Annotated in this window: 21 protein-coding genes; 13 read left to right on the top strand and 8 right to left on the bottom strand. The window is 69.6% G+C overall.

What is annotated here, in order from left to right; all coding sequences use genetic code 11:
- Positions 1-10: 10 nt before the first annotated feature.
- Positions 11-412 carry a helix-turn-helix transcriptional regulator gene (locus tag L3V18_RS15980; protein WP_237056226.1) on the bottom strand — a complete coding sequence of 134 codons (402 nt, stop codon included), beginning with the start codon at positions 410-412 and terminating at the stop codon, positions 11-13.
- Between the two features lie 629 nt (positions 413-1,041).
- Here L3V18_RS15980 and groES point away from each other — a divergent pair.
- Positions 1,042-1,329, top strand: coding sequence for a co-chaperone GroES (gene groES / locus L3V18_RS15975; RefSeq protein WP_237056225.1), 288 nt, complete (start codon positions 1,042-1,044; stop codon positions 1,327-1,329).
- A 140-nt stretch (positions 1,330-1,469) separates the two neighbouring features.
- Positions 1,470-3,107 (top strand): chaperonin GroEL, encoded by a 1,638-nt coding sequence (groL, locus tag L3V18_RS15970; RefSeq protein WP_237056224.1) that lies wholly within the window; start codon positions 1,470-1,472, stop codon positions 3,105-3,107.
- A 169-nt stretch (positions 3,108-3,276) separates the two neighbouring features.
- Here the strand turns inward: groL and L3V18_RS15965 are convergent, their stop codons facing one another.
- The 4 genes from L3V18_RS15965 to L3V18_RS15950 all read right to left on the bottom strand — a co-directional run bounded on the left by L3V18_RS15965 (position 3,277) and on the right by L3V18_RS15950 (position 6,509).
- Entirely contained in the window at positions 3,277-4,797 is a 1,521-nt protein-coding gene (locus tag L3V18_RS15965) for an MAC/perforin domain-containing protein (protein WP_237056222.1), read from the bottom strand.
- Positions 4,798-4,832: 35 nt separating this feature from the next.
- Positions 4,833-5,570, bottom strand: coding sequence for a hypothetical protein (locus L3V18_RS15960; RefSeq protein ID WP_237056220.1), 738 nt, complete (start codon positions 5,568-5,570; stop codon positions 4,833-4,835).
- Positions 5,571-5,580: 10 nt separating this feature from the next.
- On the bottom strand, positions 5,581-5,922 hold the full coding sequence (locus L3V18_RS15955) for a hypothetical protein (RefSeq protein ID WP_237056217.1): 342 nt from the start codon (positions 5,920-5,922) through the stop codon (positions 5,581-5,583).
- A 428-nt stretch (positions 5,923-6,350) separates the two neighbouring features.
- On the bottom strand, positions 6,351-6,509 hold the full coding sequence (locus L3V18_RS15950) for a hypothetical protein (protein WP_237056215.1): 159 nt from the start codon (positions 6,507-6,509) through the stop codon (positions 6,351-6,353).
- Positions 6,510-6,523: 14 nt separating this feature from the next.
- Here L3V18_RS15950 and glnE point away from each other — a divergent pair, with 14 nt between their 5' ends.
- From glnE to L3V18_RS15935, 3 genes are all read left to right on the top strand, one after another.
- Positions 6,524-9,367 (top strand): bifunctional [glutamate--ammonia ligase]-adenylyl-L-tyrosine phosphorylase/[glutamate--ammonia-ligase] adenylyltransferase, encoded by a 2,844-nt coding sequence (gene glnE, locus L3V18_RS15945; RefSeq protein ID WP_237056213.1) that lies wholly within the window; start codon positions 6,524-6,526, stop codon positions 9,365-9,367.
- Positions 9,368-9,430: 63 nt separating this feature from the next.
- Positions 9,431-10,129 carry an aspartate/glutamate racemase family protein gene (locus L3V18_RS15940; RefSeq protein ID WP_237056211.1) on the top strand — a complete coding sequence of 233 codons (699 nt, stop codon included), beginning with the start codon at positions 9,431-9,433 and terminating at the stop codon, positions 10,127-10,129.
- 179 nt (positions 10,130-10,308) lie between these two features.
- Entirely contained in the window at positions 10,309-10,956 is a 648-nt protein-coding gene (locus L3V18_RS15935; protein ID WP_343226350.1) for a LysE family translocator, read from the top strand.
- 15 nt (positions 10,957-10,971) lie between these two features.
- Here L3V18_RS15935 and L3V18_RS15930 read toward each other — a convergent pair whose 3' ends face one another.
- Complete coding sequence (locus L3V18_RS15930) at positions 10,972-11,961, bottom strand: mitochondrial fission ELM1 family protein (protein WP_237056209.1); 990 nt, start codon at positions 11,959-11,961, stop codon at positions 10,972-10,974.
- Between the two features lie 208 nt (positions 11,962-12,169).
- On the opposite strand from L3V18_RS15930, the gene L3V18_RS15925 reads away from it, so the two are divergent.
- The 7 genes from L3V18_RS15925 to L3V18_RS15895 all read left to right on the top strand — a co-directional run bounded on the left by L3V18_RS15925 (position 12,170) and on the right by L3V18_RS15895 (position 17,806).
- The gene (locus L3V18_RS15925) at positions 12,170-12,757 is read left to right on the top strand and encodes a malonic semialdehyde reductase (protein ID WP_237056207.1); all 588 of its coding nucleotides are present in this window, start codon (positions 12,170-12,172) and stop codon (positions 12,755-12,757) included.
- A gap of 130 nt (positions 12,758-12,887) precedes the next feature.
- Entirely contained in the window at positions 12,888-13,469 is a 582-nt protein-coding gene (locus tag L3V18_RS15920) for a YceI family protein (protein ID WP_237056205.1), read from the top strand.
- Positions 13,470-13,563: 94 nt separating this feature from the next.
- Positions 13,564-14,268 carry a pirin family protein gene (locus L3V18_RS15915; RefSeq protein WP_237056203.1) on the top strand — a complete coding sequence of 235 codons (705 nt, stop codon included), beginning with the start codon at positions 13,564-13,566 and terminating at the stop codon, positions 14,266-14,268.
- A 215-nt stretch (positions 14,269-14,483) separates the two neighbouring features.
- On the top strand, positions 14,484-14,684 hold the full coding sequence (locus L3V18_RS15910; protein WP_111267499.1) for a zinc-finger domain-containing protein: 201 nt from the start codon (positions 14,484-14,486) through the stop codon (positions 14,682-14,684).
- A 105-nt stretch (positions 14,685-14,789) separates the two neighbouring features.
- Entirely contained in the window at positions 14,790-15,914 is a 1,125-nt protein-coding gene (locus tag L3V18_RS15905) for a glycosyltransferase (RefSeq protein WP_237056201.1), read from the top strand.
- Positions 15,895-17,229 carry an O-antigen ligase family protein gene (locus tag L3V18_RS15900; protein ID WP_237056199.1) on the top strand — a complete coding sequence of 445 codons (1,335 nt, stop codon included), beginning with the start codon at positions 15,895-15,897 and terminating at the stop codon, positions 17,227-17,229. Before L3V18_RS15905 ends, L3V18_RS15900 begins: the two co-directional genes overlap by 20 nt.
- Positions 17,230-17,266: 37 nt before the next feature.
- Entirely contained in the window at positions 17,267-17,806 is a 540-nt protein-coding gene (locus L3V18_RS15895; RefSeq protein ID WP_237056197.1) for a hypothetical protein, read from the top strand.
- Between the two features lie 16 nt (positions 17,807-17,822).
- Here the strand turns inward: L3V18_RS15895 and lpxL are convergent, their stop codons facing one another.
- On the bottom strand, positions 17,823-18,740 hold the full coding sequence (gene lpxL / locus L3V18_RS15890; protein WP_237056195.1) for an LpxL/LpxP family Kdo(2)-lipid IV(A) lauroyl/palmitoleoyl acyltransferase: 918 nt from the start codon (positions 18,738-18,740) through the stop codon (positions 17,823-17,825).
- Positions 18,741-18,991: 251 nt separating this feature from the next.
- Here lpxL and waaA point away from each other — a divergent pair, with 251 nt between their 5' ends.
- Positions 18,992-20,368 (top strand): lipid IV(A) 3-deoxy-D-manno-octulosonic acid transferase, encoded by a 1,377-nt coding sequence (gene waaA / locus L3V18_RS15885; protein WP_237056193.1) that lies wholly within the window; start codon positions 18,992-18,994, stop codon positions 20,366-20,368.
- 114 nt (positions 20,369-20,482) lie between these two features.
- Here waaA and L3V18_RS15880 read toward each other — a convergent pair whose 3' ends face one another.
- Entirely contained in the window at positions 20,483-21,895 is a 1,413-nt protein-coding gene (locus tag L3V18_RS15880) for a TolC family outer membrane protein (RefSeq protein ID WP_237056192.1), read from the bottom strand.
- Between the last annotated feature and the right edge of the window lie 188 nt (positions 21,896-22,083).

The following is a 22,083-nucleotide window of genomic DNA, read 5'->3' as shown; positions in this document are numbered from 1 at the left end:
GCCGATGTGCTCAGCCTGTGCGGTCGGTCGCGGGCTTGCGGCCCATCCGCTGCGCGGCCAGTTGCTCGGTGATCTCGACCAGCGGCGCCCGCGCCAGTGTCGGAGCCTCCCGGAACGCGGCCAGCAGCCGCAGCTCCAGCGGGTCGTCGACCAGCAATGCGTCCGCCGCCGCGACCGAGTCCATTGCCACGTCCTCGCTCAGGGTCATGCGGCCGCGGCCGGTGGCGAGCCACTCGAACTGGACCTGGGTGGCCAGGGCCAGCTCGCGCATGTTCGCGGTGCTCGGGGACTTGCCGATGGTGGCTTCCCAGTGGCTGACCGCGCTGCGCTGCACTCCGACCGCGCGGGCGAGTGCGGCCTGGGACAGCCCGGCGTGACGGCGGGCGAGACGGATGCGCTGCTGGAGAGTCATGGGGTGCTCGGTCCGGTGACGGGCTGCCGCAAGGGGCGGAGGGAAGCGCCGGCGCTCCGTGGTCGCCTGCAGGGGCGGCCATCAAGCGTTCACGCCAGAATCGGCAAATAGGCTACCAAAAGTCACGTTGCGATCAATAATCACAAACATGTGTCTACCGCCAGTCACCTCTTCGCCGGCCATCATCGTAATTTCAATGATTTCATGCCGTAATCCGGGGGATGCGCTACCAGAAGTAAACATAATTCGTGACTGGATGCTATAGCCAAGGTGACGTGCTGCGCGCAATATCGACTCAGGCCGACATGGATAGCTGGTATCGACACTGAAGTCAGGTCAGGGGAGGACGCAGGATGCGCATGCCAGGTAAGGCCGATCCCATGCCACGAAAGAGCGCGTCACTTCGGGGACGCGCTCTTTCTCTTTGAGCCTCCCCGGATCGCCTCCACCGTCTGACGCCGGCGACGAAATTTTTCGTCGCGGCCCCTTGAAAGCCTCCCGCCCGCTCCCATCTCGTCGCGGTCCCGGTTCGCCGGGCGCGGTCGTGCCCGGACTTTGGCACTCTCCCGGGGCGACTGCTAACATCCAGCGACTTTTTTCCCACAATCAATTACTTGCATGAGGTTCTCATGAACATCAAGCCGCTCTACGACCGCGTGGTCATCAAGCGCATGGAAGAAGAGAAGATGTCCGCCGGCGGCATCGTCATCCCCGACTCGGCCACCGAGAAGCCGATCAAGGGCGAGGTCGTCGCCGTTGGCGAAGGCAAGGTGCTGGACAACGGCAACGTGCGCGCTCCCAAGGTCAAGACCGGCGACAAGGTGCTGTTCGGCAAGTACAGCGGCACCGAGGTGAAGCTCGACGGCGTCGAGTACCTGGTCGTGAAGGAAGACGACATCTTCGCCGTCCTCGGCTGAGCCGACGATGGCGGGACCGATGCCGGCCCCGGAATCCGCGAAAGCGCTTCGCGCTGACATTCCTGCCCGGCAGCCGAGCCCGCGTCGCCTTCGCTTCCGCGAACCCCCCAATCCCTGATCAAGAATTCCGGAGTTAACCCATGGCTGCCAAGGAAATCCGTTTCGGTGAAGACGCGCGCGCGAAGATGCTGCGCGGCGTCAACACGCTCGCCAATGCCGTCAAGGCCACCCTCGGCCCGAAGGGCCGCAACGTCGTGCTCGACAAGAGCTTCGGCGCCCCGACCATCACCAAGGACGGCGTCTCCGTCGCCAAGGAAATCGAGCTGCAGGACAAGTTCGAGAACATGGGCGCGCAGATGGTGAAGGAAGTCGCCTCCAAGACCTCCGACAACGCCGGCGACGGCACCACCACCGCCACCGTGCTGGCGCAGGCGCTGATCCGCGAGGGCATGAAGGCGGTCGCCGCCGGCATGAACCCGATGGACCTCAAGCGCGGCATCGACAAGGCCGTCGTCGGCGCCGTCGAGGAGCTGAAGAAGATCAGCAAGCCGTCCTCGACCAGCAAGGAGATCGCCCAGGTCGGCGCCATCTCCGCCAACTCCGACGCCAACATCGGTGACCTGATCGCGCAGGCGATGGACAAGGTCGGCAAGGAAGGCGTGATCACCGTCGAGGATGGTTCGGGCCTGGAGAATGAGCTCGACGTCGTCGAGGGCATGCAGTTCGACCGCGGCTACCTGTCCCCGTACTTCATCAACAACCAGCAGTCGATGCAGGCCGAGCTGGACGATCCCTTCATCCTGCTGCACGACAAGAAGATCTCCAACGTGCGCGACCTGCTGCCCGTCCTCGAGGGCGTGGCCAAGGCCGGCAAGCCGCTGCTGATCATCGCCGAGGACGTCGAGGGCGAGGCGCTGGCGACGCTGGTGGTCAACACCATCCGCGGCATCGTCAAGGTCTGCGCGGTCAAGGCACCGGGCTTCGGCGACCGCCGCAAGGCGATGCTGGAGGACATGGCGATCCTGACCGGCGGCACCGTGATCTCCGAGGAAGTCGGCCTGCAGCTGGACAAGGCCACGATCAACGACCTCGGCCGCGCGAAGAAGGTGCAGATCTCGAAGGAGAACACCACCATCATCGACGGCGCCGGCGACACCGCGGGCATCGAGGCGCGCATCAAGCAGATCAAGGCGCAGATCGAGGAGACCTCCTCGGACTACGACCGCGAGAAGCTGCAGGAGCGCGTGGCCAAGCTGGCCGGCGGCGTGGCCGTCATCAAGGTCGGTGCCGCCACCGAGGTCGAGATGAAGGAGAAGAAGGCCCGCGTCGAGGATGCGCTGCACGCGACCCGCGCCGCCGTCGAGGAAGGCATCGTCCCGGGCGGCGGCGTCGCCCTGCTGCGCGCCAAGGCCGCGATCGCCGAGCTCAAGGGCGCCAACGAGGACCAGAACCACGGCATCGCCATCGCCCTGCGCGCGATGGAGGCCCCGCTGCGCGAGATCGTCACCAATGCCGGCGACGAGCCGAGCGTGATACTCAACAAGGTGCTCGAGGGCAAGGGTGCGTTCGGCTACAACGCCGCCAACGGCGAGTTCGGCGACATGCTCGAGTTCGGCATCCTGGACCCGACCAAGGTGACCCGCACCGCGCTGCAGAACGCCGCGTCGATCGCGGGCCTGATGATCACCACCGAGGCGATGGTCGCCGAGCTGCCGAAGAAGGAAGAGCCGGCGATGCCGGCCGGTGGCATGGGCGACATGGGCGGCATGGGCTTCTGATCCCGCCTGCTACGCTGGACGAGAAAGGCCCGCCTCGGCGGGCCTTTCTTTTTGGCCGCACCCACGTCGAGGGCCGGCGCTCAGGGCTGGTAGCGCGATCCGCTGACGAACTGTCTCGGCGTAATCGTCGGAGGCCGGCACCCGGCCGGCACGGGCGGGCGAGCGGCGTTCACAGCAGATCCAGCAGCAGTTCACGATTGGCCGGAGCGATGTACTGGGACATGTCGAGCGCGGTCAGCTGCCGGTTGATGTGACCGCGCGCGAAGTCGTCGATCAGCGCGATGCACGGATTGGCCAGTGCCGGCGGCAGGAAGTGCAGGATCGGCAGCAGTTCCTGGTTGCCGATCACCCGCCAGCCCGCCACGCGATCCAGGCTGCGCACCCAGAGGGCTTCGTGGGCATCGTCGATGCCCAGCGCCTCGTCGCCGCCCATCACCCTCACCTCCTCGCGCCGCAACTGGTCGATGTAGCGCTTCTGCAGCGCGCGCTGCTCGCTGTGGCCGCTGCCGACGTCCGCCGTTGCGCGGCCCTTGGAGGTCTGCACGTCGGCGGCGGCACCGAGCCTGAACTCGCGCACCAGTTGCTCCTGCTCCTCGCTGTCCGTGTTCTCGATGAGCAGGGTCCGCACCCGTTGTCCGCCCAGGACGACCTCGCAGGGAAAGAAGTAGCCGAATCGATGGAAGACTTCTTCGTGCAGGCGTCGGTACTGCTCCTTGCGGCCACCACGCCGGTCGCCCAGCACCCGTTCCACCGCGGCCGTCAGCGCGTCGGATGCGCGCAGGTCCTCTTGCGGCCGCAGTCGCAGCGTGACCCGCGGCACGAAGGTTTCCAGCGACAGATGGATCGTCGTGGTCTCGTTGCGGCGGAGCCGTTCCAGGTCCTGACGGAAGCTGGCGTCAAGGCCGAACCCCGCGAAGCTGCCGGATGCGTGGCTCGCATGGATGCCGCGCTCGCGCAGCGCATGCAGCGCCCGGCTCGCGGTCGCGGCGAACTCGCGCCGCAGCCGTCCGGGTTCGGGGAAGGCGGGACGGCGGTCGGGATGCAGGTAGACCACCGGCGGCATCGCCGAGCGGGAGCCGAACACGCGCGGGTCGAGGATGAATTCGTCCGGAGCGGGTGAGCGGTCGATGTGGAGGTTCGGGCCGAAACGCAGGCCGCGATCCAGCCCGAGCGTCGAGAACACGAGGCGCACCGTGCGAAGTGGAAGCGTCGCGAAGACGTCGGGAGTGCCGGCCTCGACGTTGCCGATCTGCGCGCGCAACGCCTCGATCAGGTCCGGGGCGTCGTCGCCGGGGGCAAGGCCCCAGGCGGGCTCCTGTCGCGTGAGGTCGGGCCCCCGGGGTCGAACCGGTTCGCGCGTGTCCTCCGGGGGGCTTGGTGCGGGAGGCGTGTCCGTGGTTCCTGCCGGCGGTTCCGGCGGAGAATCGGCTGGTGCCGGTTCCGCCGGTGCGGCCGCGATCGCGCGTGCGCGCACCCGCAGGGTGCGGTCTTCGGCGATCAGGTCGGCGATGGTCGTCTCGCCCTCGGCGGCCGGATCCAGTCCGGCGTTGCCGATCAGGAAGCGCTCCTCGGGCTGCAGCCCCGCGCGCTCGGCGAGCAGCGTGCGCAACTGCTGCAGGCTCTGGGTCGGAGCGGCCCGCAGCGCGATGTCGCGTTCGGCGGCGCCTTCGAATGCGATGGTGATGAGCATGAGATGTCCTTCTGAATGTGCGTCCGTGGTGCGGCTCAGCTTTCGTCGAGCACGAAGAAGTGCACGCGCAGCTGTCCGATCCGGGTCCGTTCGGGGTCGTCCTCGCGCTGCACCTGGATGCGGTCGAAGCGCTGCTCGGCAGCACCATCGGCCCAGACCACGCCGGCACGTACCGGGTATGCGGTACGCGTTGCCGCCATGACGCTGCGGGCGGCCATGGGTGCTCTCGCAGCGGCAACCGGCGGTTCCTGACGGGGAAAACGCGGATTGGCGGCGGTGAAGACACGGCCGGCGATCGGATCGAGGAACTGGTGTACCTGCCAGGTCGAGATGTCGCAGGCCCACAGGCGCTCCAGCGAATGCAGGTCATGCGTGCCCTGCTGCCGCGCGCGCATCAGGTCGACGGTGATCAAGCTGGCGTCGCGCTGGAAACGGCGCACCGTTGCATCGCGGAAGCCGTCGGCGTCGGGCCGGTCGACCGCATACAGCCGGTCCACGACCGGTTCGGCGCCAGTGGCGATCCGGAAGCCGAAGCCGAGGTCGGCGCGGGAGCGGATCTGGATCGACAATGCGGCGCCGCGGCTGACCGCGACGACGTGTGCGAACGACCGCCCGGGCGCCGCGCTGACCTCTGCATCGTTGAGCATTTCCAGGCGCGCATGTTCGTTGCGCTGCCGCGCTTCGGTGTCGGCGACGTTGAGGCCGAAACGGACCCTCAGGTCTCCGCCGTTGCTGAACCATGGGCCCGGCGTACCGGAAATCGAAGGAGACATGGGCGGCTCCTTATGCCAGTTCGACCGAGTAGTGCAGGGTGGTGCCGCGGACGTTGAAGGTCGCCGTCTGGCCGTTGGGCGCGTAGCGCACCATCGGGCCCTCGCGGGTGGAGCCGAGCACGGCGTGCACGCGCGGCTGGACCAGGTCGCCGACCTCCAGGCCGCCGCCATCGAACTCCAGCTGGGACAGATCGACACGCCGGCTCTGGTTGATCGGATAGTTGCCGCTGTCGCCGGCGTGGCGACCGTCGCGCTGGCGACGGATCTGGAAGCTCATTACGAAACCGGCGTTGTTGACGCAGGCGATGTGCTGGACGTGCAGATCGACGTCTCCGGATTCGGCTGGATTCATGCGGGGTCTCGTTGACATGAGTGGACGGTGCACTGATCAACGCGGGGGGTTGACGCTTGTGAAACATCGGTGACGGCGGGGCGCGAACGCCCGCGGGCGACGGATCGATCCGCGGCATCGATGGCGAGCGCGGACGCTCAGCGCCGACCGCCATGCGGCCGGTGTCGTCGCAAACGTGTGGTGTCGGACTGTCGGCGTGCGTGCCGCCGCTGCCGCCGGCCGCGCCGCATCGGCCGGACGATGGGCGATGCCGGAATTGCGCGTCGGCGCCCGCAGGGTTTGCCGGATCGGGTCGACCGCTTGCTGAACCCGGCAGTTCTATTTTGCACTGCAGCGTGCAAGCCGGTAACGCTTCCTTCACGATCGGTCCCGCATCCCGACGTGGGGGAGGGAGCAAGCCCGCAACCGGTTCGACCGGGGCGGGCTTTTTAATTGCCGGCATCCAGGCGTTTGCCCCAGGCATCCGCCGTGTCCCGGTTCAGCATGCTTGCGGTCAGGCCATGCACGCGCCGGCTCGCGTCGGTGGACCGCCTCTGGCCGCGATCGCGGGCCTGCATCGCGCTGGTGCAGGCGTCCGCGGCGCCCATGTCATCATCGGGCGATGACGCAAACACACAGCGCCGATCACGATGCCCGGCCCGACGCCGAAGAACTTGCCGCCTGGGCCGACCGCGCGGTCGCGCGGCTGCGCGAGGCGTCGGCCGAAGCCCGGGTCGTGCTGGACGACCCCGTGGTCGCCGCCCGCTTCGGACGCCTGGCCTGCGCAAGCGACTTCGCGATCGAGACACTGCGGCGGCAGCCGGCGCTGCTGGCGCGGCTGGCAGCCGACGCCGCGGCGCCGGCCTTGCCGGTACCGGTACTGGACGCCGGAAACCGCGACGAGTGGGGCGCGCGGCTGCGCCGCCATCGCGCTGCCGAGTCCACGCGGCTGATCTGGCGCGACGTGCTCGGGCTCGACGATGTCGCCGCGACCCTCGCCGGCGCCACCCGGCTGGCCGAGGACTGCCTGCGGGCAGCGCTGGACGCGCTGGAGACCGAGTTCGCGAGCCGTCACGGTGTGTTCCGCGACAGCGACGGCCGAATGCGGCGGCTGGTCGTGTTCGGGCTGGGCAAGCTCGGCGGCGGCGAACTGAACTTCAGTTCCGACATCGACCTGGTCTATGGCTACGACCTCGACGGCGTCTCCGATCCGCAGGCAAGCGACGGCGAGCGACCGCTCGCCGCGGAGACCTGGTTCGCCCGGCTCGGCCAACAGCTCGCGCGCCTGCTCGACGAGGTGACCGGCGAAGGCTTCTGTCATCGCGTCGACCTGCGCCTGCGGCCATACGGCAGCGCCGGCCGGGTCGCCTGGTCGTTCTCGGCGATGGAGCAGTATTTCCAGCACGAGGGTCGCGACTGGGAGCGCTATGCCTGGCAGAAGGCGCGTCCGGTGGCCGGCGACATCGCGGCAGGCGAACGCTTCCTGGTCGCGCTGCGGCCTTTCATCTATCGCCGCTACCTGGACTTCGGCGCGCTCGATGGCCTGCGCACGATGAAGGCGGCGATCGCCGCCGAGGTCGCGCGCAAGGAGCTGGCGGACGACATCAAACGCGGTCCCGGCGGCATTCGTGAGATCGAGTTCCTGGTCCAGGCGCTGCAATTGATCCGCGGCGGTCGTGAACCGACGCTGCGCGGGCGCGAACTGCTGCCGACCCTGCACGCGCTGGTCGAGTCCCGGCAGATGGACGCCGGCGCCGCCGAAGCGCTCGCCGGCGCGTACCGGTTCCTGCGTCGCCTGGAGAACCGCCTGCAGATGCTGGCCGATGCGCAGACCCACGCGCTGCCGGACGATGCACTGGCGCGCGCGCGCATCGCCACCGGCCTGGGCTACGCCGGCTGGGCCGCGCTGCGCACCGAACTGGACCGCCAGCGTGCCGTGGTCGGCGCCGAGTTCGCGGCCCTGCTGGCGCCGCGACGCATGCAGGCGGCCCCGGACGCGCTGGCGCTGTACTGGCGCGCGCTGCCGGAGGCGGGATCTGCCGATGCGCTGGCCGAGGCGGGATTCGCCGAGACCGAGGAGGCCGATGGCCTGCTGCGCGACCTCGCCCGCAGCCCGGCGGTGGCGGCGTTGTCCGATCGGGCGCGGGCGCGCCTTGACCGGGTGCTGCCGGCCCTGCTGCAGGGCGCCGCCGAGGCCAGCCATCCGATGCTCGCGCTGCGGCGGCTGCTGACGATGCTGCACAACATCCTGCGGCGCAGCGCGTACCTGGCCCTGCTTGACGAACAGCCGCCGGCGCTGGCGCGGCTGGTCGAGGTGGTATCGCAGAGCGCGCTGCTGGCCGAACGCCTCGCCCTGCATCCGCTGCTGCTCGACGAACTGCTCGATGCGCGGGTGTCGGGCCCCTTGCCGGGGCGGCAGGAGCTGTTCGACGCCTGCGCCGGCGTGCCCGGTGGCGACGACGCCGAGACCGTGCTGCAGGCGCTGAACGAGGTGCGCCAGGCGTTGAGCTTCCGTATCGCGATGGCGTTCCGCGACCGCCGCCAGGGCGCCGAGGCCAGCGCCCGCCAGCTGGCCTGGCTGGCCGACGGCGTGGTCGCGCGCGTGCTCGCGCTGGCCTGGCACGAGGTCGCCGGCAGCCACGGCGAGGTGCCCGGCGCGCGCTTCGCGGTGCTCGGCTACGGGAGTCTCGGCGGCGAGGAACTGGGTTTCGGCTCCGATCTCGACCTGGTGTTCCTGTACGACGCCGACCCGGACGCGCCTTCCGACGGCGCCCGTCCGCTCGAGGCCTCGCGCTGGTTCTCGCGGCTGGCGCAGAAGATCGTCGCCCTGCTCGGCGCGGTCACCGCGGCCGGCCGCCTGTTCGACGTCGACGTGCGCCTGCGTCCGGACGGTGCCCAGGGTCTGCTGGTGTCGAGCTTGGCCAGCTATTCGGAATACCAGCGCGAACGGGCCTGGACCTGGGAGCACCAGGCGCTGGTCCGGGCGCGGGTGGTCGCCGGTGGCGCCGGCCTGGCCGAGGACTTCGAGCGGGTGCGCACCGCGACCCTGGCGCGCGCGCGCGACCCTGGCGGCCTGGCCGACGACGTGGTCAGGATGCGGCGACGGATGCGCGGCGAGCTCGACCGCAGCGACGCGGCACTGTTCGATCTGAAACAGGGCGAGGGCGGCCTGGTGGATCTCGAGTTCCTGCTGCAGGCAGTGGTGCTGCGCCATGGCCTGCGCATTCCTGTCCTGCTCGGTCCGCGCCATACGCCTGGCCTGATCGACGCCGCGCGCGACGGTGGAGTGTTCGACGCGGAGACCACGGCCGCACTGCACGCGGCGCACGCGCACCTGCTCGACCTCGGGCTGTCGTGCACGCTCGACCGTCGCCAGCGCCGCGCGCCCCGTGACACTGCGCTCGACCGCGCCCGCGCCGCGATCCGTGAAGCGGCCCGCGGGCAGGGGCTCGACTTCGTCTCCTGAAACGTGGTCGCGGGAAGGGATCCGCCGGTATCCTGCGAGCCGTCGACCATCGCCAACCCTCCCATGATCCGGCACATCGGTATCGTCGCCTGCTCGGCGGAAGGCGCCGCGCTTTGTTACCGCACTCTTTGCGAGGAAGCCCCGGCGCTGCTCGGCGCGCACGCGCATCCGGAGATATCCCTGCATTCGCTGTCGCTGGCCGACTATGTCGACCGCCTCGACAACGGCGACACCGCCGGTGTCGGCGAGCTGATGCTGGAATCGGCCCGGAAGCTGGCGCGGATCGGGGCCGACTTCCTGATCTGTCCGGACAACACCATCCACGCCGCGCTGCCGCACGTCCGTGCACGGCTGCCGCGGCCGTGGCTGCACATCGCCGAGGCGGTCGCCGCCGAAGCGGCCGGCCGCGGCTTCCGCCGGCTGGCCCTGACCGGAACCCACTGGCTGCTCGACAGCGAGGTCTATCCGGCTGCGCTCGCCGCACATGGCCTGGAGTGGCTGCGGCCGGAGCCGGAGGAACGCGCGGAGATGGGGCGGATCATCATGGACGAGCTGGTCCGCGGCGTGTTCCTGCCGGGATCGGTGGCATGGTTCCAGCAGGCCATCGCGCGGATGCAGGCCCGGGGGTGCGACGCGGTGGTGCTCGGCTGCACCGAGATCCCGCTGATCCTGTCGGATGCGAACTCGCCGCTGCCGACACTGGATTCGACGCGGTTGCTGGCGCGCGCGGCCCTGAGGCGGGCCGTCGCGGCGGACGGCTGAACCCGCCTGGTCGTGAGCCGTGGTCGTTGTCGTTGTCGCGACTCCGCCGGCGTCCATACAATCGTCGCGTCCACGTGACCGGCGACGTGGGAGGCGACACCATCGCGGAGCGGGGATTGCATCGCATGTACACCGCGCGCCCGGACCCCGCCCGATCCGTTTGCCCCTGGAGGTGCGCCGTGCCCGATTTTCCCCATCTGCTGGCCTTCTCGCTGATCGCACTGGGCATGGTGCTCACGCCCGGGCCGAACATGCTCTACCTGCTGTCGCGCTCGATCAGCCAGGGCCCGGCGGCGGGGATGATCTCGCTGGGCGGGGTCGCGCTGGGTTTCGTGTTCTACATGGTCTGCGCGGCGCTGGGCATCACCGCGCTGGTGATGGCGGTGCCGTACGCCTACGACGCGTTGCGCATCGCCGGCGCGCTGTATCTGCTGTACCTGGCCTGGCAGGCGGTGAGGCCGGGTGGCAGTTCGCCGTTCGCCACGGTCGACGCGCAGTCGCGCCGGCTGCGCCACGACAGCCCACGCCGGCTGTTCCTGATGGGGCTGTTCACCAACCTGCTGAATCCGAAGGCCGCGGTGCTGTACCTGTCGCTGCTGCCGCAGTTCATCGAACCCGGGCGCGGCAGCGTGCTCGCACAGTCGTTGGCCCTGGGCTTCACCCAGATCGCGATCAGCGTCGCGGTCAATGCGCTGCTGGTGCTGATGGCCGGGACGATCGCCGCCTTCCTTGCCGGCCGTCCTCTCTGGGTGCAGTGGCAGCGCTGGCTGATGGGCGGAGTGCTCGGCGCGCTGGCGCTGCGGATGGCGACCGATGCGCGGCGCTGAGCCGACGCCGGAACCCTACAGCCCCAGTCGTGCCGCGACCTCGGCGGCCACCCGCGCGGTCTCGCGCAATGGCTGCACCGGGAACGCCGCCATCGCCGCGTCGAGCGGCCGCAGCCGGCCGCGGCCGAGCAGACTGTCGACGAAGCGGCGCGGGCGCCCGCCGACGCGCTCGATGCCGGCTGCGAATACGGGCGCCCCGGTCGCGCAGGCTTCCGACAGCATGTTGACCGAGTCGGCGGTGCATACGATGCGGTCGGCCCAGCCGAGCAGGCCCGGATAGGGGTTGCTTCGATCGCCGGCGGTGTCGGAGGTCCAGACGATGCCGGGCAGCCGGCCCAGCCGTTCGCGCATCCGTGCCGCCGCAGCCGGTGGCGTGCGTCGCGAAGCGGTCGCCAGCACGCTGCCGCCCTCGTTCCGGACACGTTCGACGACGCGGTCGAACAGGGTTTCGAAGACCGCGTGGTCGAAGTCGGCGTGCGCGCTCGATCCGCCGACCAGCACCGCCGTGCGCGGCCCGGGCAGTTCACCGAACGCAGGAAAGTCGCGCCGTGCCGCCGCCAGCCACAGATCGTCGACCGGATGCAGGCTGCCGAGCAGGTTGATCACGTTGCGGCCGAGCAAACCGTCGTGTTCGGGCGCGATCACCAGATCCCAGTGGCGGGTCGCGATCCGGGGGGCGAGGATCTGCACCGCGGCGACCCCGTGCCGGCGCAGCAACCGGGTCGCCAGCGCGGCCTGCCTGCCGCAGCCGATCGCCAGTCCGGGCAGGACCGCGTCGCCGAGTGCCAGTGCGCGGGCGAAGTCCGGGCCGAACGCACTGCGGCTGCCGGGCAGGCGCCGTGGTGCCCACCAGCGCCACGGCGCGCGCGCGGTCAGCGTCCAGTCGCGCGCGGCCAGGCCGAGCGCGGCCGTGAGCGCGGTGGCCTGGCGGACATTGCCGGCGTGGCCATCGCTGAGCGTCCACGTGGTGGAGCTTTTCGATGTTTGGCGGTCGCTTTGTTGCACGGTTGGTGCTAATACGTTCCGGGCGTGAAGACGGTGGGCTGATTTCCGAGACTCTACACTTGCCCTGCCTGCCGCGGACGCCTGTAACGTCCGCGCCCCATGGCCCGAACGGGCAGGCTGCCGGCATGCGCGCCAACGGATACCGGCGAATCGCCGGCCCGGCGCCCGTCCGGACCCGCATCGACCCACCGCCCTACGGAGACCCTAGATGTCCAGGACCCTGCCCGACGCCGCCCTCGACCAGTTGTTCCGCACCGCCCGCACCCACAACGAGCTGGGCGGCGAGGTCAGCGACGAGACCCTGCGCCAGCTGTACGAACTGGCCAAGTGGGGCCCCACCAGCGCCAACATGAGCCCGCTGCGGCTGGTGTTCGTGAAGTCCAAGGAAGCCAAGGCCAAGCTCGGTCCGGCCCTGGACGAAGGCAACTACGCCAAGACCATGGCCGCGCCGGTGACCGCGATCGTCGCGTTCGACGAAGACTTTCACGACAAGCTGCCGTACCTGTTTCCGCATACCGACGCCAAGAGCTGGTTCGAGGGCCCGCGCGAGAACCGTCACGTCGCCGCGTTCCGCAACGGCAGCCTGCAGGGTGCCTACGTGCTGCTGGCGGCGCGCGCGCTGGGGCTGGACTGCGGCCCGATGTCGGGCTTCGACAATGCCAAGGTCGACGCGGCGTTCTTCGCCGGCACCGCGATCAGGTCCAATTTCCTGATCAACCTCGGCCACGGCGATCCCGGCAAGCTGTTCCCGCGTTCGCCGCGACTGTCGTTCGACGAGGTCGCGCAGATCCTCTGAGCGCGGACGCGCGACCGGTCGCCGTGCCCCGTCACGCTCGTCGCCGGCTCAGGCGAAGTACCGCGCATACGTTCCGATGAAGCCGTTCCCGCTACCGTTCTTTCGCCCCAACCGACCCATGGAGCCCCTCATGTTCAAGCAGATCGTCCTCGCCGCCGCGCTGTCGGCCGCCAGCGCCGCCGCCTTCGCCGCCCCCGTCACCTACGACATCGACCCGAACCATACCGATGTGATCGCATCCTGGAGCCACTTCGGCTTCTCGCATCCGGTCGCGCATTTCGGCGATGTCGATGGCGCGATCGTCTACGATGCCGACAACGTCGGCCAGTCCTCGGTCCAGGTCACCATTCCGCTGAGCGGGCTGGAGTCGCACGTGCCCGATTTCAACGATCACCTGCTCAGCGCCGACTTCTTCGACGCCGCACAGTTCCCGGAGATCACCTTCAAGAGCACCAAGGTCGAAGCTGCCGGCGACAGCAAGCTGCGCATCTGGGGCGACCTGACCGTTCACGGCGTGACCAGGCAGGTGCTGCTCGACACCACCATCAACAAGCTCGGCGTGCATCCGCTCGGCAAACGCGAGGCGGCGGGCTTCGACGCCACGACCGTGATCAAGCGCAGCGAATTCGGCGTCGGCAAGTACGCGCCCAACGTCAGCGACGAGGTCGAGATCCGGATCACCGTCGAGGCGATGGTGCCGAAGGCGGAATAAGGCAGAATTCCCGGGATCCCGGATTCGGGGTCCCGGTTGCGGCTCCCGAACCCTCAGCCCCCGTCTTTCAAGCCCTCGGCCCTTCATCGCCCCCATGATCATCGAACGCAGGTCCCAGGATCGCGGCCATGTCCAGGCCGGCTGGCTCGACAGCCGCCACACGTTCTCGTTCGGCCATTACTACGATCCGGCCTGGATGGGCTTCGGCGTGCTGCGGGTGATCAACGAGGATCGTGTCGCGCCGGGTGCCGGCTTCCCGACCCATGGCCACGCCAACATGGAGATCCTCAGCTACGTGCTCGACGGTGCGCTCGCGCACAAGGACAGCAGCGGTGGCGGCGGGGTGATCCAGACCGGCGAACTGCAGTGGATGGGCGCCGGCCACGGTGTCGAGCACAGCGAGTTCAACGCCTCGCAGACCGAGCCGGTGCACTTCCTGCAGATATGGCTGCAGCCGGACCGGGTCAATGCGGCACCGGGCTATGCCCAGCGGGCGGCCGCAGGACCGGTGCCCGGTGGCGGCTGGACCCTGCTGGCGTCGCCGGATGGCGCCGACGGCAGCGTCGCGGTGCGCCAGGATGCGCGCGTGCTGGAAGCCAGGCTGGGCGACGGCGATGTCGCAGACCATGTCCTGGATCCGGCACGCCGCTATTGGCTGCATCTCGCCCACGGCCGCGCCCGGGTCGGCGAGCGGGACCTGGAGGCCGGAGACGCCCTCGGATTCAGCGACGAAGCCGGCACGCTGCATGTCCGGGCCGACGACGAGGCCCTGGCGTTGCTGTTCGACCTGCCGGGCTGAAGCCGTGCCGCAGCAGCCGTAGGCGCGGTGCGAGCCGCGACGAAGCTTTCCCGTGATGGCCTGGTCGCGGCTCGCGCCGCGCCTGGGAGGCTGACGCCCAGGCTGATGCGCGGCTGCCCGACCCGCGATGGCCGTGCCGCCGCAGTGGCCGACCGCGTCGGTGTCCGGTTGCGGCTGCTAGAATCGCAGCTCCGCGATCGACCTTCCCGCGCCCCATGACCGCAGCCGCCAGCACCCACACCACCCAGGCCAATGCCGAGCAGCGCTACACCGTCACGCGCGCCGACCTTCCGCTGAGCTGCCCGACGCCGTCGATGGCGCTGTGGAACTCGCACCCTCGCGTCTATCTGCCGATCGAGGCCGAAGGCGAGGTGCAGTGCCCGTATTGCGGCGCCCACTTCGTGCTCGAAGGCTGACCTGCCGCAGGGCCGTCGGCGTGCGCGCCGTCAGCCCGCAGCGGGCCGCCGGCCGGCCATGCAATGACCGACCTGGCCAGGGCGATCGCCGTGCAAAATGACGGCATGGAGTCTGCGCCCCGCCGGACCGTGATGCAGCTGCTGCCCGCCCTCGATTCGGGCGGAGTCGAGCGCTCCACCCTGGAGATCGCCGAGGCGCTGGTCCGTGCCGGACACCGTGCCCTGGTGGTGTCCGCCGGTGGCCGGCTGGTACCGCGCCTGCAGGCGCTGGGCGCCGAACACATCGAACTCGAGATTGGCCGCAAATCGCCGATCACCCTGCTGCGCGCGCGCGCGCTGTGCAGGCTGATCGAAGCCGGGCGGGTCGATCTGGTGCATGCGCGCTCCCGCCTGCCGGCGTGGCTGGCGGTGCTGGCCCTGCGCGGCTTGCCGGCATCTGCGCGACCGCCTCTGGTCACCACGGTGCACGGCCTCAACTCGCCGTCTCGCTACAGCGCGGTGATGACCCGTGGCGAACGCGTCATCTGCGTGTCCACGACCGTGCGCGACTATGTCCTGCGGCATTACCCGGCCACCGACGCGGCGAAGCTGCGGGTGATCCCGCGCGGGATCGATCCGTCGGCATTTCCCCCTGCACCGCATCCGGATCCGGCCGCACGCGCCTGGGCCGCCATGCTGCATCCGGCGCTCGGCGGAGACGGCCCGTTGCTGCTGCTGCCCGGCCGTGGCACCCGCCTGAAGGGCCATGCCGATGCGCTGGCGCTGCTGGCCGCGTTGCGCGGGGAGGGTGGAGATGTCCGCCTGTGGTTGCCGGGCGCGCGCGAACGCGGCCGCGAGGCATACATCGCCGAACTGGAAGCGGAGGCGATGCGGCTCGGTGTGGCCGACGCGGTCGCATTCACCCCGCCGACCGACGCGATCGCGCGCGCCTATGCCGCGAGCGACCTGGTGCTGCAGTTGTCGCGCAAGCCGGAGGCGTTCGGCCGCACCGTGGTCGAGGCGCTGTCCAGTGGTCGGCCGGTGTTGGGCTGGGCGCATGGCGGGGTCGGTGAGCTGCTGGCGGAACTGCAGCCGGCTGGTGCGGTTCCGCCATTCGATGCCGGAATGCTGCAGCAACGCGCCCGCACACTGCTCGCGCAGCCGCAGGCGGCAGCCGGTACGATGTCGCGCTACACCTTGCGCGCGATGCAGGACGCCACGCTAGCCGTCTATGACGAACTCCTCGACTGAATCCGACTTCGCCCCCGATCCCGCGACCGGCCGCGATGCCACGGCGGGCTGGCGCTGGGCGCCAGCGTGGATCCTCGCCTACGTCGCGTTGTGGCCCGCGCCGGGCTATGCCGAGGCGGTGCTGGCGCTGGGCGCGCTGGCCGCGCTGTTCAAGCTGGTCTCGTCCCGCTTCCGCGGCGGCGTGCAACTGCTCAGCCATCACGCCTGGGCGCTGACCAGCGTGCTGTTCTTCGCCTACTGGCTGCCGGAGCTCGTATCGGCCTTCGATGCGGTCGATGTCGGACGCGCGCTGAAGGAGGCCGCGGGCGACCTGCGCTACCTGCCGTTCCTGTGGCTGGCGGCGTCGGCGGTGGCCGGCCGGCGCGGACGCCGCACGACCTTCGGCGGACTGGCGGTGATCGTCGGCATCTGGACGGTCGACGCGCTGATACAGGCGGCGACCGGGACCAGCCCGCTGTTCGCCGGCATCGACGGGCTCAAGCAGGCGATCAGCGGTCGCGGCATGTGCACGCCCGAGGAGGTGGCGGGGGCCGACCGGCTCAGCGGCGTCCTCGGCCCATGCAATCTCAAGCTTGGCCTGGTGCTGGCCAGCCTGTCGCCGTTCGCGTTGTACGCCGCTGGCCGCCGTTTCGGCAGCGCCGGCTGGTTGCTGGCGTCGGCGGCGATCGGCGTGGTGATCGTGCTGGCCGGCTCGCGCGCGTCGTGGATCACCTACGGACTGGTGCTGCTGTTCTCGGGCTGGCGCCTGCTGGGCTGGAAGAAGCTGCTGGGCGTATTCGCATTCGGTGCGGTACTGCTGCTGGCGCTGAGCTTCGTCTCGCCGCAGGTCGGCCAGCGCGTGCAGCGCACGATGCATGCGCTGACCGGAGACAGGCTCGGGGTCGATACCGCACTGTCGGGACGCGCCCGGATCTGGGGGGCGGCCGTCTGCATGGCGCGCGAGCATCCATTCAACGGCGTCGGTGCACGCGGCTTCCGCGAGGCGTTTCCAGCCTGCGACCCCTCCCCAGGCGAGCCCGCGGCATGGGGAGAGGGACCGGCATTCCACGCCCACCAGCTGGTGCTGGAAGTACTCAGCGAAACCGGCGGCTTCGGTTTGCTGTTGTGGCTTGCCGGCGCCGCGCTGGCCTGGCGCGCGTGGCGATTCGCCGATGGCGGGGCGCGCGACAACGCGCGTCCGGCGATGCTCGCGCTGGCGGTGACGGTATTCCCGTTCAATACCCACCTCGCGTTCTACTCGACGTTCTGGGGCGGACTCACGCTGCTGCTGGCTGCACTGTATGCGGGGAGCCTGCTGGCGCGGGAGGAACCGTAAGGTGTCCGCGGTTCCAGCACGGGCACGCCTTCGCGCAATGACGGTGCTTCTGTTCGCCTTGATTGCCGCTTTCTTGCTGCCCAGCACCCATGGTCATGCCGAAGAATGCTCCGAGGGGAGTGCAAGGGAAACAGTCGAGGACTTCATGGAGGCCGCAGGTGCGGAGGACTGCGATGTCCGTCTGACCCGTCTCGGGGCAGGCCCATGGTGGCTGGATGAATGCCGCAGGCAACAGGGATCGCCGGATGCGCACATGCAGGCCGAGCTTGCCACAAGGACCGAGGTTTCCTTCCAGAAGGTACTGGAAAGGGATGGACGAATGCTGGTCGTGATGACATTGCATGGCCCCGACCCAGTGGTCTATCAGCATGCAGTGGCAAGAGAACACCACTGCCGCCCCGGAACAGAGGCAAATGGCTTGTGGGGCAGTTTCATGTCCGAGTTCGAGTCGAAGTCGGGCATTCACCGCACCGGTTGCGGCGAACAGTTCTGGGCCGGCATTCCCGTAATAGAACGCCTGGGCGCCGTTCCGGTTGAATGCCGGGCAGGCCGATGGCAGGTGCTGGACCTGCCTTGACGCTAGCGCTTGGCGATCACCGGCCGTACGGCGCCTTCATTCCTTCCGGGCGCCGCTTGAAACGGCGGTGGATCCACAGGTACTGGCTCGGCGCCTCGCGTACCATCGCCTCGATTGCGGCATTGACGCGTGCGGTGTCGGCGGTAGCGTCCTTCGACGGGAAGTCGGCCAGCGGCTCGCCCAGGCGAAGCACGTAGTCGGCGCCCTCGCGACGATGGAAGAACGGCACCACCGCGCAGCCCGACAGGCGTGCGAACTGGTGGGTGGCGGTGATCGTCGCCGCCGGCACGCCGAAGAAGGGGGCGAACACGGTGTCCTTGCCGCGCATGTCCTGGTCCGGCGCGTACCACAGGATCCCGCCCTGCTTGAGATGGCGGATCGCGGGGCGCACCTCCTCGTTGGCGAACATCGCCACCGCGTAGCGCTGGCGCCCGCGCCGCACCGCCCATTCGAAAACCGGGCTGCGGTGGCGGCGGTACATGCCGGCCAGCGGCAGCCTGTCGCACATCAGCCGGCCGCACATCTCCAGGGTCATGAAGTGGCCGGACACCAGCAGCACGCCGCGCCCCTGCGCGCGGATCGCCTCGACCCGCTCGACGCCCTCGATGCGCACGGTCCTGCGCATCGCGGTGGCGTCGCCCCACCATGCGCGGACGAACTCGAGGAAGCCGATGCCGAGGTCGCGGAAGCCGTCGCGCAGCAGCACTGCTCGCTCGTCCTCCGGCATCTGCGGGAAGCACAGCGCGAGATTGGTCGCGGCGGCACGGCGGCGGCTGCCGGCCAGACGGAACGCGAGGGCGCCGAGACCGCGCCCGAGCGCGCGCTGCAGCGGCCAGGGAAGCCGTGCAGCGAGCACCATCGCCGCGAGGCCGAGCCACATCGGCCAATGACGGGGACCGACGGGTGGCCGGGGGAGCGGGCTGTCATCGCGCATCCGCGGATTCTAAGGCAAGGCCCGAAGCGTCCTTCGAATATCGCCGCGACCGCACACCGCGACGACCGCTGCCGCGCGTATCGCCTGCGCCTTCGCTATCCTTTCCCGATGTCCAGTGCCAGCCAACCGCCATCCGGCAGATCGCGCCGCATCCGTGTGGCCATCCGCCACGGCGCCCGTCCACCGGCCGCGGACGTGCCGGCGCCGGCGACGCGGCATCGCGGCCGACCGGACGCCGCCGCAAGCGCGCGATGCGAGACGTCGGGACGTTGATGGCGGCCTCCGGAAACATGATCGAGCGCCTGCTGCGCGGCCTGTACTCGGCCGTCCTCTACCTGCTGGTGCCGGTCACCCTCTATCACCTGATCTGGCGCGGCTTCCGCCACCAGGCCTATCTGCTGCGGTGGCACGAACGCTATGCGGTCTACCACGATCCGCCGGCCGGTGCGGAACTCGGTCGGCGCACGGTATGGCTGCATGCTGTCTCGGTCGGCGAGGTCAATGCCGCCGCACCGGTGGTCAATGCCCTGCGCCGCGCGCGTCCGGACCTGCGCCTGCTGATCACCACGATCACCCCTACCGGCTCGGATCGCGTCAACGCCCTGTGGGGAGGCGAGGTCGAGCACGTCTATCTGCCCTACGATCTGCCTGGCGCGGTCGGACGCTTCCTGGCCCACTTCAGGCCCGGCGTCGCGCTGATCATGGAAACCGAACTGTGGCCGAACCTGCTGTTCGGCTCTCGCGACCGCGACATCCCGACCTACATACTCAATGCGCGCCTGTCGGAGCGTTCGCTGCGCGGCTACCGGGTGCTCGCACCACTGGTTTCCCGTGCCCTGCGCACGGTTTCCCGTGTCGCCGCACAGTCGCAGGCGGACGCCGACCGCTTCATCAGGTTGGGCGCTCGTGCGGATCAGGTCATCAGGACCGGTAACCTCAAGTTCGACGTGCCGCTGCCCGACGACATCGGTTCGTTCGCCGCCGAATGCCGCGCCCGCCTTGGCGGACGGCCTGCCTGGATCGCCGCGAGCACCCACGAAGACGAAGAAGCGGCCGTGCTGGCGATGCACCGCCGCCTGCGCGAGCGGCACCCGGGCCTGCTGCTGATCTGGGCGCCGCGGCATCCGGAACGGTTCAGGGTGGTCGCCGAGCTGGCGCGGATGGCCGGCATGCAGGTTGCGACCCGCTCGCGCGCGGGGTGGCCCGGTGCCGACGACGACGTGTTCGTGGTCGACACGCTCGGCGAACTGATCCGGTTCTACGCCTGTGCCGACATCGCCTTTGTCGGCGGCAGCCTGCAACCGGTTGGCGGCCATAACCTGCTGGAACCGGCCGCCGCGGGCACCGCGATCGTGACCGGGCCGCACCTGCACAACTTCGCCGAGATCCGGCGGCTGTTCACCGAGGCCGGGGCGTTGAAGATCGGCTACGACGCCGATGGGATCGGCCGTGCGCTCGGCGATCTGCTCGACAGTCCCGACGAGCGCGCGCGGATGGTCGAATCAGGACTGGAACTGGTGGACTCCGGTCGCGGCGCGCTGGCGGCGACGATGGTACTGATCGAACCGGTTTTGCCGCCCGTACCGACGGCAGCATCGCCACGAAGCCGGACGCCACCGCCAGGCTGACGGTGCCGCACCGGCAAGACGCATGTGACGAGCATGAATACCAAGGGCCGGCAGTGCCGGCCCTTGGTAGGTCGCATGTATCGGAGCGCCCGCTGGCGGACGCCCGATCCGGTATCAGAGATCGACCTGCGACTCGGCGTCGACGGTCAGCAGGCGGTTGATGTCCTGCAGGTCCTCGATCTCGAGGGTGCCGGCGGCCTGTTCCAGCAGCAGGCGGTTCTGCAGGTAGTTGTAGCGCGCCTGCGCATAGTTCTGCTGGGCGGTGAACAGGTTGCGCTGGTTCTGCAGCACGTCGAGCACGGTGCGGGTACCGACTTCCAGGCCGACGTTCGATGCGTCGTAGGCGCTCTGCGCCGCGACCAGGGCCAGGCGGCGCGCTTCGACTTCGCTGATGCCTGCGACCAGCGTCTGATACGCATTGCGGGCGTTGCGTTCCAGGGCCCGGCGCTGCTGGACCAGCTCGTCCTGGACGACGTCGCGCTGGGCCAGCGCCTGGCGCACGCCGGACTGGGTCGCGCCGCCGGCGAAGATCGGCACGCTCAGGGTGATGCCGAACTGCGGGCCACGGCTTTCGTTCTCGACCGGATTGGTGACCGAGCCGAAGCCGCTGGTAAAGGTATTGTCGCCCCATGTCGCGCTGTCGACGTAACTGCCGTTGAGGTACAGGCGCGGATAGTGACCGGAGCGGGCGGTGTTGACGTTGGCCTCGGCGGACTCGAGCTGGTACTCCTTGGCCTGCAGGGCCGGATTGTTGTCGATCGCCGTCTGCACCCATTCCTCGACACCCAGCGAGTTCGGCAGCGCCGGCTGGAAGTCGGCCGGCAGCGCCTTCAGGTTGCGCACCGGCTGGCCGGTGATCTCGGCCAGTGCCTGGTAGGCATCCTCGACCGCGTTGCGGGTCAGGATCGTGCTCGCGCGGGCACTCTCGTACTGGGCCTGGGCCTCGTGCACGTCGGTGATCGGCGCCAGGCCGACCTCGAGCCGCTTGGAGGCGTAGTCGAACTGCTTCTTCGCCGCGTCCTCGGCGGCCTGCGCGGCAGCCAGGGTCTCCAGCTGCACCAGCACGTTGAAATAGGCGGCCGAGGTGCGGGTGATCAGGTCGTCGCCGGCAGCTTCGAGCTGATAGTCGCTGGCCACGCTCAGCGCCTTCTGGCTCCTGAGCGTGGTGATCCGCGAGTGGTCGTAGATCATCTGGGTCAGGTCGACGCCGTAGCGACGCGATGTAGTTTCGCTATCGGAGTTGCCGCTGATCGAAGTAAGTTGACCGTTGGCGGGATTGATCTGGGTCTGAGTCGACGGACCCTCGCTCCTGGAGCGGCTCAGCGTGGCCGTTCCGTCGAGCTGCGGCAGCATCGCCGCACGCGCCTGCACCGCACCTTCGCGGGTCGCGAGGCGATTGGATTCGGCGGCGGAGAACTGCGGGTCGCCGGCACGGGCCAGCTCGTAGGTCTGCATCAGATCTTCGGCCGAGGCCAGCGAGGGCGCCAGCACGAAGGCGAGGGCGAGGGCGAGGGGGCGGCGGATCATGCGGGGTCCTTGTTTTCCAAACTTGTCGTCAGAACTCGAAGGTCGGCGCAGGGGCCGCACCGACGAGATAGGGGAGGTCGGTCTCGAACAACGACTGCACGCGGGCGGGGGGGGGGGGGGGGGGGGGGGCCCCCCCCCCCCCCCCCCCCCCCCCACCCCCCCCCCCCCCCCCCCCCGCCCACCACCCG

The sequence above is a fragment of the Marilutibacter chinensis genome (assembly GCF_021725675.1).
Lineage (GTDB): Bacteria > Pseudomonadota > Gammaproteobacteria > Xanthomonadales > Xanthomonadaceae > Marilutibacter > Marilutibacter chinensis.
The sequence above is the reverse complement of the archived record's forward strand: the minus strand, read 5'-3'. Positions and strand labels throughout refer to the sequence as shown.